Annotated in this window: 9 protein-coding genes; 4 read left to right on the forward strand and 5 right to left on the reverse strand. The window is 71.2% G+C overall.

The features are described from left to right. The 5 genes from obgE to AC1DVZ_RS18335 form a co-directional block, all read right to left on the reverse strand. The coding region (gene obgE / locus AC1DVZ_RS18315; RefSeq protein WP_477619629.1) for a GTPase ObgE at window positions 1-1,354 on the reverse strand (1,354 nt) is incomplete at its 3' end. A gap of 150 nt (window positions 1,355-1,504) precedes the next feature. Beyond that, on the reverse strand, window positions 1,505-1,774 hold the full coding sequence (rpmA, locus tag AC1DVZ_RS18320; RefSeq protein ID WP_477619630.1) for a 50S ribosomal protein L27: 270 nt from the start codon (window positions 1,772-1,774) through the stop codon (window positions 1,505-1,507). Between the two features lie 36 nt (window positions 1,775-1,810). Further along, window positions 1,811-2,119: a 50S ribosomal protein L21 gene (gene rplU, locus AC1DVZ_RS18325; RefSeq protein ID WP_140741724.1), complete on the reverse strand. Its 309-nt coding sequence runs from the start codon at window positions 2,117-2,119 to the stop codon at window positions 1,811-1,813. A gap of 197 nt (window positions 2,120-2,316) precedes the next feature. Beyond that, window positions 2,317-5,493, reverse strand: coding sequence for an Rne/Rng family ribonuclease (locus tag AC1DVZ_RS18330; RefSeq protein ID WP_477619631.1), 3,177 nt, complete (start codon window positions 5,491-5,493; stop codon window positions 2,317-2,319). 172 nt (window positions 5,494-5,665) lie between these two features. After that, window positions 5,666-6,418: a TIGR03936 family radical SAM-associated protein gene (locus AC1DVZ_RS18335; RefSeq protein WP_477619632.1), complete on the reverse strand. Its 753-nt coding sequence runs from the start codon at window positions 6,416-6,418 to the stop codon at window positions 5,666-5,668. A 79-nt stretch (window positions 6,419-6,497) separates the two neighbouring features. On the opposite strand from AC1DVZ_RS18335, the gene AC1DVZ_RS18340 reads away from it, so the two are divergent. The 4 genes from AC1DVZ_RS18340 (at window position 6,498) to AC1DVZ_RS18355 (ending at window position 10,592) form a co-directional block, all read left to right on the forward strand. Next, entirely contained in the window at window positions 6,498-7,472 is a 975-nt protein-coding gene (locus tag AC1DVZ_RS18340; RefSeq protein WP_477619633.1) for a protein kinase family protein, read from the forward strand. Next, window positions 7,472-8,389, forward strand: coding sequence for a TIGR03086 family metal-binding protein (locus AC1DVZ_RS18345; RefSeq protein ID WP_477619634.1), 918 nt, complete (start codon window positions 7,472-7,474; stop codon window positions 8,387-8,389). The genes AC1DVZ_RS18340 and AC1DVZ_RS18345 overlap by 1 nt, the downstream gene beginning before the upstream one ends. A gap of 65 nt (window positions 8,390-8,454) precedes the next feature. Next, window positions 8,455-9,822, forward strand: coding sequence for a transaminase (locus tag AC1DVZ_RS18350; protein WP_477619635.1), 1,368 nt, complete (start codon window positions 8,455-8,457; stop codon window positions 9,820-9,822). A gap of 143 nt (window positions 9,823-9,965) precedes the next feature. Continuing rightward, window positions 9,966-10,592: a hypothetical protein gene (locus tag AC1DVZ_RS18355; RefSeq protein WP_477619636.1), complete on the forward strand. Its 627-nt coding sequence runs from the start codon at window positions 9,966-9,968 to the stop codon at window positions 10,590-10,592. Window positions 10,593-10,660 lie beyond the last annotated feature (68 nt).

Consider the following 10,660-nt stretch of genomic DNA (forward strand, 5'->3'; position numbering starts at 1 on the left):
TCTCGGCGCCGGCCACGAGGGTGGGCTCCCAGTCGAAGATGACCGCGTCGTCCTTGGGACCGATGAGCACGGTGGCTCCGGCGACCGCGCCGGCGGCGAACAGCGCCTGTTCGACGCCGGCCCGCCCGAGCCGGTCGGCGAGGTAGCCGACGGCCTCGTCGTTGGAGAAGTCGGTCTGGCGGACCCATCGGGTGGGCCGCTCCCCGTCGATGCGGAACACCTCGCCGTCCGGGGTGTTCTCCCGGATGACCTTGAAGCCGGTGTCGTCGACCGACTTGGGCCGGATCACGATGCGCTGCGGGGTCGCCGCTGCGGCGGCCTCGATCTCGGCGCGGGCCTCCTTGACCTGACGGGCCATGGCGAACGTCAGCTCGCGCAGCCCCGTGTGGGCGACGGCGGACACCACGAACACCTCGATGCCGCGCGCCTCGAGGTCGGGCTTGACCATCTCGGCGAGCTCGTTCGCGTCGGGGACGTCGGACTTGTTGAGCACCACCATGCGGGTGCGCTCGGCCAGCGGGCGGCCACCCAGGGTCGCATCGATCACGTACTGGGCGAGCTCGCTCTCGATGACGTCGAGGTCGGTCATCGGGTCGCGCCCGGGCTCGAGGGTCGCGCAGTCGATGACGTGCACGAGCACCGAGCACCGTTCGACGTGGCGCAGGAACTCCAGCCCCAGGCCCTTGCCCTCGCTGGCGCCGGGGATCAGCCCGGGGACGTCCGCGATGGTGAACCGGGCGTCACCGGCCTGGACCACGCCGAGGTTGGGCACCAGCGTGGTGAACGGGTAGTCGGCGATCTTGGGACGCGCGGCCGACAGCACCGACACGAGCGACGACTTCCCGGCGGAGGGGAACCCGATCAGCGCGACGTCAGCCAGCGACTTGAGCTCGAGCACGATGTCGAGGGCGTCCCCGGGCTCGCCCAGCAGCGCGAAGCCGGGCGCCTTGCGTCGGGCAGAGGACAGCGCCTTGTTGCCGAGCCCTCCGCGACCGCCCTTGGCGGCGATGAACTCACCGTCGAGCCCGACGAGGTCCATCAGCACCTCCCCGGAGCCGTCCTTGACGACGGTGCCCTCAGGGACGGGCAGCACCAGGTCGCCACCGTCGGCGCCGTTGCGCTCGTCTCCGGCGCCGGGCTTGCCGTTGGTGGCCTTGCGGTGGGGGTGGTGGTGGTAGTCGAGCAGGGTGGTGGCGTTCGGGTCGACGCGCAGGATGACGTTGCCGCCACGCCCGCCGTTGCCCCCGTCCGGGCCTCCGAGCGGCTTGAACTTCTCGCGCTTGACGGAAGCCACTCCGTGTCCGCCGTCGCCGGCAGCGACGTGCAGCACGACGCGGTCGACGAACGTGGTCATGGGGGCTCCTCTGGTCTGTAAGGGAATTCTAGGTAAAGACGTGCGGAGGGGGCGGGCCCGTGTCGGGCCCGCCCCCTCCGGTGCGGTGCGTCGCGTGGCCTGGCCACGCGGCATACCGAAAGTTCCTGATCTCCTGCTACGCCCGGAAGGTCAGCTGGCGTCCGAGGTCTCCAGCGGGACGATGTTGACGACCTTGCGCCGACGCTTCGTGCCGAACTTGACGTTGCCCGCGACGAGCGCGAACAGCGTGTCGTCGCCGCCACGGCCGACGCCGTCACCGGGGTGGAAGTGCGTGCCACGCTGGCGGACGAGGATCTCGCCCGCGTTCACGAGCTGGCCGCCGAAGCGCTTGACGCCGAGGAACTGTGCGTTCGAGTCGCGACCGTTGCGGGTCGAGGACGCACCCTTCTTGTGTGCCATGTCAGTACCTGCCTATGTCTTGTTCTGGTCCGAAACTCAGGCGTCGATCGAGGTGATCTTGACCTGGGTCAGGTGCTGACGGTGGCCCTGACGCTTGCGGTAGCCGGTCTTGTTCTTGTACTTCATGATCGTGATCTTGGGGCCCTTGGCGGCCTTGACGACCTCAGCCTTGACGCTGACCTTGGCGAGCTTGGCAGCGTCGCTGGTCACGGTCGAGCCGTCGACGACGAGCAGGGGGGTCAGGTCGATGCTGTCGCCAGCCTTGCCGCTGACCTTGTCGATGATGAGGACGTCGCCGACGGAAACCTTCTCCTGGCGACCACCAGCGCGAACAATCGCGTACACGTGGAACTCTTTTCTACTTCGGAAGGCACGCGCTCTCTGTCTGACCAGCCAGCAGCTACCCGCGCTGGGATTGAACTCAGCCGCGGACGCCGGATGGTGGGCGCACCAAGGATGAAGATTACCGGCTAGGGGCCTTGCCGACCAAACCGGCGGTCGTGCGGCACACCGACGGGTCATCCACCGGTATGCCGCACGGCTCAGGCCTGCTCTGCCGTCGCCTCCGCGGAGGGCTCGCCGTCGGCGTCGCCGGCGCCTGCGCGCGGCGGGCCGGCGGGTGCCACGACGCGGCCGCGCTTGCGCCGCTTCGGGGCCAGGGCCACGGGCTCGGGAGCGAGCTCGCGGACCGGTTCGGGTGCCGGCTCGGGCGCCGTCAGCGCCTCAGGGGCGACCTCGGCGGCAGTCTCCGGGACAGCTTCGGGAGCGGTCTCGGGAGCGGTCTCCGGGGCAGGCTGGTCGGGCTGGGCCTGGTCGACGTCCTCGTGCACCTCGACGACCGGGGCGTCCTGCCCGACCTGGTCGTGGTCCTCGTCGTGGTCGTCGTGGTGGTGGTGGTCGGCGGACTTCAGGGCCGCCGCGTGGGCGGCTGCGGCGATCTGGGCCGGAGTCGGACCGGAGTGGACCGGCTGCGGCGCAAGCTCTGCCTCGGGTGCCGAGGAGCCGGACCGCCCGCGACGGCCACGGCCGCTGCGCGAGTTCTGGCCGCTCGAGCCGGCGCCACCCTGGCTGCCGCCACCGCTGTCCCGGCTGTCCCGGCTGTCGCGGCCGTCGCCACCGGACGACCTGTCGACCGGGTCGGCGTGCACGATGATGCCGCGGCCACCGCAGTGCTCGCAGTTCTCGGAGAAGACCTCGATGAGGCCCGACCCGACGCGCTTGCGGGTCATCTGGACCAGGCCGAGCGAGGTCACCTCGGCGACCTGGTGCTTGGTCCGGTCGCGGCCCAGGCACTCCAGGAGGCGCCGCACCACGAGGTCGCGGTTGCTCTCCAGGACCATGTCGATGAAGTCGATGACGATGATGCCGCCGATGTCGCGCAGCCGGAGCTGGCGGACGATCTCCTCCGCCGCCTCGATGTTGTTCTTGGTGACGGTCTCCTCGAGGTTGCCACCCGAGCCCACGAACTTGCCGGTGTTGACGTCGACGACCGTCATCGCCTCGGTGCGGTCGATGACCAGGGAGCCGCCCGAGGGCAGCCAGACCTTGCGGTCCATCGCCTTCGCGATCTGCTCGTCCACGCGGTAGCGGGTGAACAGGTCCTCCTCGGAGGTCCACTTCTGGAGGCGCTCGGCGAGGTCGGGGGCGACGTCGCCGAGGTAGTCGCTGACCTCGCCGTAGGCCTGGTCGCCGGCCACCACGAGGGACGTGAAGTCCTCGTTGAAGACGTCGCGGATGACCCGGACGGTGAGGTCAGGCTCGCCGTGGACGAGGGACGGGGACCCACCCTTGGCCTTGCCCTTGGAGTCGGCCTTGCCCTTGATCTTGTCCCACGTCTTGGTGAGGCGCTCCACGTCCGCGCGCAGCTCCTCCTCGCTCGCACCCTCGGCAGCAGTGCGCACGATGACGCCGGCGCTGTCCGGCACGACCTCCTTGAGGATGCCCTTGAGGCGGCTGCGCTCGGTGTCGGGAAGCTTGCGTGAGATGCCCGTCATCGAGCCCTCGGGCACGTAGACGAGGTAGCGGCCCGGGAGCGAGATCTGGCTGGTGAGCCTGGCGCCCTTGTGACCCATCGGGTCCTTGGTGACCTGCACCAGGACCGTGTCACCGGACTTGAGGGCGTTCTCGATGCGCTTGGGCTGGTTGTTCTCCAGGCCCGCGGCGTCCCAGTTGACCTCACCGGCATACAGCACGGCGTTGCGGCCCTTGCCGATGTCGACGAAGGCGGCCTCCATGGACGGGAGCACGTTCTGGACCCTGCCGAGGTAGACATTCCCCGCCATCGACGCGTTGGACTCCCGCGACACGTAGTGCTCGACCAGGACGTTGTCCTCGAGCACACCGATCTGGGTGCGACCCTCGCGCTCCCGGACGACCATCACGCGCTCGACGCTCTCGCGACGGGCGAGGAACTCGGCCTCGGTGATGATCGTGCGACGACGGCCTGCTTCGCGTCCCTCACGGCGACGCTGCTTCTTGGCCTCGAGGCGGGTCGAGCCCTTCACGCTCTGCGGCTCGTCGCGGCGCGCCTCACGCACGCGGGTCACGGTGCCGGGCGGGTCGTCCCCCTCGGCCGAGGACCCGCTGCGGCGACGACGACGGCGACGACGGCTCGACGACGCGTCGCCGTCCCCACCCTGGTCATCGCTCGCGTCGGAGTCAGGACCCTCGGACGACGGCTCGTCGTCCTCGTCGGAGCTCGCACCCGCGTCGGAGTCGGCCTGACCGCGACCGCGGCCGCGACCCTTGCCGCCACGGCGGCGCCGACGGCGACCGCCTTCGGAACCACCGTCGGAGTCGTCGCCTGCCTGACCGTCCTCGTGCTGGTCGGCCTGCTCGGCGTCCTCGGTGCGGTCGGCAGTGTCGCCCTCTCGGCCGGCTGCGTCACCCTGGGTGCCGGCCTGCTGCCTGGCTCCGCGGCCCCGGCGGCGGCGCGGCGCGGGAGCCTCCTGCACCTCGACGGCCTCGTCTTCACCGTCGGTCTGGTCTGCGTCGACCGCCCTGTCCGCCTCGGCGGCCGGGAGGACCTCCGCGACCTGCGGCGGTCCCGCTGCCTTGGTGGCCGCGCGGCGGCGCGTCCGACGGGCCGCTGTGGGGTCGGGCGCCTGGAACACCACGCCGAAGCTCGGCGCAGCAGCAGCCTCGGCCTCGGCGGCCTCGTCCTCGGTCGTTTCGTCCTCGATGGCCTCGGGGGCCTCGTCGTCGATGGTCTCCTGCACCACGGGCTCGGCCGTGGCGCGGGACGCCCGACGGGACCTGGTCCTCGGGGCCGGTGCCGCAGGCTCGGTGTCGACGGTGGTTTCGTCGTCGACGGCAACCGGGTCGGCGGCCTGGGCGGCCTTCTTGGGAGCCGCCTTCTTGGCGGTGGCCTTCTTCGCTGTCTTCTTGGCAGCCGCCTTCTTGGCGGTCTTCTTCGCCGCGACCGGCGTGTCGGCCGCGGCGGCGGCGTCAGTCACGTCCGTGGCATCCGTCCCGGCGGAACCGAGGGCGGCGTCCAGCGCGAGAACGTCCTCCGCAACAGCGGACGACCCTGAGTCGGTCGTCGCCTCCGGGGCGGGCGCGGACGCCTTCTTGGTCGCCCGTCGGGCACGCTTGCGGGCGGGCGCCGGAGCACTCACGCCCGTGTCGCCGGCAGCGTCCTGCGTGGAGCTGCCCGCGGCGTCTGAGCCGTCAGAGGAGCTTGAGGAGTTCGAGCTGAACAGGTCTTCGTTGGAGGCCATCCGTGGCGCCCTTCCGTCACCCACGGGCGAAGGCCACACCGAGAATCCTGAAGGACTCTCCCATCGGCCACGTGGTGCGCGGTGTTGCGTCGTGTCGGTGGCGGGATGCCGTCGACACGGAAGTCGGGTGGGCTACGCCCGTCGAGGCTCGCGCAGGTCGCGCGGCACCAAGTCAGGCGCCGTCGTCGTCCTTGTCGGCAGCCAGTGGATCAGCCACCCCAGCGGTTGCGGGTCGCAGCGGGCCTTGCGCCAGTCGGGTCACCAGGGGTGGTGTCGGTGGCGTGAGCTCCGTGGCTGCTCGCAGCGCGGTCAGGACGTCGTCGGGGCGTACGGCCGGTGTGGTGTGCCGTACAACCACCCGCAGTATCGCACAGTCGGGGCGCTGGGACGGCTCCGTGGTCATCGACACGACGGCCGATCTCACGTCGAACGTCTTCGGGCCGGTCTTGAAGGTCCGTGTGACCTCGACCCGGTCGAGCGCGAGGAGCTGGTCGGCGGCCTGCTGGAGCTGCTCGGCGGTGAGCCCCGGGAAGTCCATCACCCAGTCGCTGCCCTGGAGCCGGTCGGCGAGCGCACCCGGCGCCGCTTCGACCACCTCGAGCACGTCCAGCCCCTCGGGCAGCGCCTCGTCGAGGGCCCGTCGCACCGACTCCGGGTCGACCCGCTCGGTCACCGAGATCTCGAAGTACTCGGCCTCGCTGGCCGTCCCGGTGGGCGCCGCGTTCGCGTAGCTGATCTTCGGGTGGGGGTGGAAGCCCGCCGAGAACGCCATCGGCACCCCCGCCCGTCGCAGGGCCCGCTCGAGCGCGCGCTGGAAGTCCCGGGTGGACGAGAACCGCAGCCGGCCCCGCTTCGCGTACCGGATCCGCAGCTTCTGTACCGCCAGCGCGGGTGGGGGTCCTTCGGGAACGCGCTGCCTGGCCATGGGGCAAGCCTAGGCACCTTCCGGCGGGTGGCTCCATCGGGCCATGGTGGGCCGACGCGGACCGTGCCACGGTGTACTCGTGGCAGCGGGCGACGTCCTGCGCGACGTCGTGGAACGCACGGTGGTGTCGGACCACGTGGGCAAGTCCGGAGCGGGACTCGAACGGGTCCGGCTCCGGGACGGGCGTGCCCTCGTGGTCAAGCGGGTCGACCCCCGGCACGACGTGACCCTCGCCATGACCGGCGGCGGGCCGTCCAGGGAGTACGTCCTGTGGCGCGACGGCGTGTTCGACCGGCTGCCACCGGGGGTCGGTCATGCCGTGGTGGACGGTTGGGTCGAGGGTGACGGCACCGTCCTGGTGCTGCGCGACCTGGGCGACCGCGTCCTGACGTGGGACGACCGGCTCTCGGCCGACCAGGCCGCACGGATGATGACCGCGGTCGCCTCCCTGCACCGCGCCTTCCTCGGCCAGGCACCGCCGGGTCTGGCTCCCCTCGACCTGGTCGTGACGCTGTTCACGCCACGGCGCATCCGGGAGGCCGCCGTCGATGTCGAGCTCATGCGGCTGGCGCTGCGTGGCTGGGAGCTGTTCGCCGACACCGTTCCGGCCGATGTCGCGGGCCCCGTGCTCGGCCTGCTCGACGACCCCGCACCGCTCGTCACCGCCCTGCACAATTCGCCGTCGACGCTGGCCCACGGTGACCTCGCCACGGTCAACATGGCGTTCGAGGGTGATGACCTCGTCCTCCTCGACTGGGCGATGGCGACGCAGGGACCGGGGGCCCTCGACATCGCCAGGTTCGTCGCCGGCTGCTCCTCGGTCGTCGAGGCGACGAGGGAGGACCTGATCGGCTGGTACCGCGCGGCGGCCGGCTCGGCGTGCGATGACCGGACCATGCACCTCGGGCTGCTGTCGGCCATGGTCTGGCTGGGGTGGAACAAGGCGCTCGACGCGGTCGAGCACCCCGACCCGGCGATCCGGGCCCGGGAGAGGACGGACCTCGACTGGTGGGTTCAGGCAACCCGAACGGCACTGCAGAGCGGAGCGATCTGATGGACCTCAACACGCTGTACCACCGCACGGTCGAGCGCTGGGCCGACGTCGTCGTCGCCGTGCGTGAGGACCAGTGGGACTCCCCGACGCCCTGCAGCGAGTGGAGCGTCCGCGACCTGGTGAACCACATCACGTCGGAGGACCTGTGGACCGCTGCCCTCCTGGAGGGCCGCACCATCGAGGAGGTGGGCTCCAGCCTGGACGGCGACCTGCTCGGCGACGAGCCGATCGCCAGGTCGATCGATGCGGCGAAGGCAGCCACGACGTCCGTCGCCGAGCGGCTGCCCCAGGGTGGCACGGTGCCGCTCTCGTTCGGCGACACCGACGTGGCCGAGTACGTGTGGCAGCTCGCTGCCGACCACCTCATCCACTCCTGGGACCTGTCGGCGGCGACGGGCACCGACCGGCGGCTCGACCCGACGCTGGCGGCGGGTGTGGCCGGCTGGTTCGCCCAGCGTGAGGAGGCCTACCGCAGCTCGGGGGCGGTGGCGCCGCGGGCCATCTCCCACGGCGGCTCCCAGGCCGACCTGCTCGCCACCTTCGGTCGGGACTCGGAATGGGGCCCCAACCACGCCTGCGCAGCACGCTTCCTGCGCGCCTTCGGGAACGGTGACATGGACGCGGCCCTGCTCGAGATGACGCCGGACTGCGTGTTCGAGGCCACCGGGCCGGCGCCGGACGGCGTCCGCCACGAGGGAGCAGACGCCGTCCGCGCCGTGTGGACCCAGATGTTCGCCGAGACCACGGACCCGCTCTTCACGACCGAGGAGCAGTTCGTCGCAGGCGACCGGGCGGTGTTCCGGTGGTCCTACGGCTGGACCGACGCCGAGGGCGCGCCGGGCCACGTCCGCGGGGTGGACGTCGTCCGGTTCCGGGACGGCCTCATCTGCGAGAAGCTCTCCTACGTCAAGGGCTGACCCTCCGCCGCAACGGAATCCGCACTCGCCTGCGACCGGCCTCCCCCCGGTCCTAGCGTGGCCCCATGCCCTCCATCGACCGCGCCCGGCTCACGGCACTCCTGAACCGCGAGCAGGCGGCATACACCGACAGCCACCCCCGCAGCCGCGCCTTGTTCGAGGAGGCCGGCAACCTCTTCGGCCGCGTGCCGATGACGTGGATGAACATGTGGTCCGGTGGTTTCCCGCTCTACCTCGACCGCGCCAGTGGCAACCGGGTCACCGACGTGGACGGCCACACCTACGTCGACTTCGCCCTCGGCGACACCGGCGCGATGGCGGGCCACTCCCCTGCCGCGACGGTCGCCGCCGTGCAGCGCCGCGCCGGCGACCTGGGTGGCCTCACGACGATGCTCCCGACCGCGGACGCCCAGTGGGTGGGCGCCGAGCTGGAGCGACGCTTCGGTATGCCGTTGTGGAGCTTCACGTTGTCCGCGACCGACGCCAACCGCTGGGCGATCCGGCTGGCGCGGCTCGCCACCGGCCGGCCCAAGGTGCTCGTGTTCGCCTACTGCTACCACGGCTCCGTGGACGAGGCGTTCGCCCTGCCGGGTCCCGACGGCAAGGCACAGAGCCGACCGGGCAACGTCGCTCCCCCGGTCGACCTCGACCTCACCACGAGGGTCGCGACGTGGAACGACCTCGCGTCCGTCGAGGCGGCGCTGGCCCACGGCGACGTCGCCGCGATCCTCACCGAGCCCGCCCTGACCAACATCGGGATCGTGCTCCCCGACGAGGGGTTCCTGGCAGGGCTGCGCGAGCTCGCCACCCGCCACGGCGCCCTGCTGATGATCGACGAGACGCACACCTTCTCGGCCGGGTGGGGTGGCGCGACCCGCGAGTGGGCGCTGGAGCCGGACATCTTCGTCATCGGCAAGTCGATCGGCGGTGGGATCCCGTGTGGCGCCTACGGGATCTCCCACGAGGTCGCGGATGCGGTCACCCGCCACACCGATGCCGGTGACGCCGACATCGTCGACGTGGGCGGCGTCGGCGGCACCCTGGCCGGCAACGCCCTCTCGACCGCGGCGATGCGGGCCACCCTCGACGAGGTGCTGACGCAGGACGCCTTCAGCCACATGACCGAGCTGGCGACGGCCTTCACGGCCGGGGTCCAGGCGACTCTCGACGAGCTGGACGTCCCCTGGTCGATCAGCCGGCTCGGCGCCCGGGYGGAGTACCGCTTCGCGCGTCCCGCACCTCGCAGCGGTGAGGAGTCCGCCTCGGCTGCCGACGACGTGCTCGATGCCTACCTCCACCTCGCGATGTGCAACCGCGGCATCCTCATGACGCCGTTCCACAACATGGCCCTGATGTGCCCCGAGACGAGCCTCGCCGACGTCGACCTGCACACCGCGACCTTCCGCGAGGTCGTCGGGGCGCTCTTCGGGTGACCTCGCGCGTCGCGCCCGCGCCTGGCTGACCGCTCGGCGCACGGCCCGGTATGTCCGGTGACGTGGCCCCGCCCCCGGCGTAACTTCGTCAGGTGGACCACTTCAGTGGGAAGCGGCCCCTGCAGAGAGCGGAGGGTTTCGAGGTGTTCATCCAGATCATCCAGGGAAAGTGTCGGGACGCGGACCGAATGCACCGGCTGACCGACGAGTGGCGAGAGCAGCTGGGACCGACGGCCGCGGGCTGGCTGGGCGGGACGTACGGCATCACCGACGACGACGAGTTCGTGGGCGTGGTGCGGTTCGAGAGCCGTGAGGCCGCGGCCAGGAACTCCACCAGGCCCGAGCAGGGTGAGTGGTTCAGCAAGATGCAGGAGTGCTTCGACGGTGACGTCATGTTCCACGACTGCGACAACGCACAGATGTTCCTCAACGGCGGGTCCGACGACGCCGGCTTCGTGCAGGTGATGCAGGGCCGGCTCAGCGACCCCGAGCGGTTCCGGCGCTTCATGGACCAGCCGATGGACATGCTCCAGGAGCAGCGTCCCGAGATCATCGGCGGCACCATTGCGATCGACGAGGACGGCTTCTTCACAGAGACCATCGCGTTCCGGAGCGAGGAGGAGGCGCGCGTCGGCGAGAAGAAGGAGCTGCCCGAGGACCGTCGCCGCGAGTTCGAGGACGAGATGGCCCAGGTGCAGGACATGCGCTACCTCGACCTGCACTCCCCCTGGTTCGCCAGCGCACCGGCCAGCGGGATGGCGATGGGCTGACCGAGCCGCCGACCCCCTCCCCCGTGCAGAACGTACGCCGCCCGCCCACCTGAGGCTCGAAGCCTGGG

Source organism: Pedococcus sp. P2_E5, from assembly GCF_056403895.1.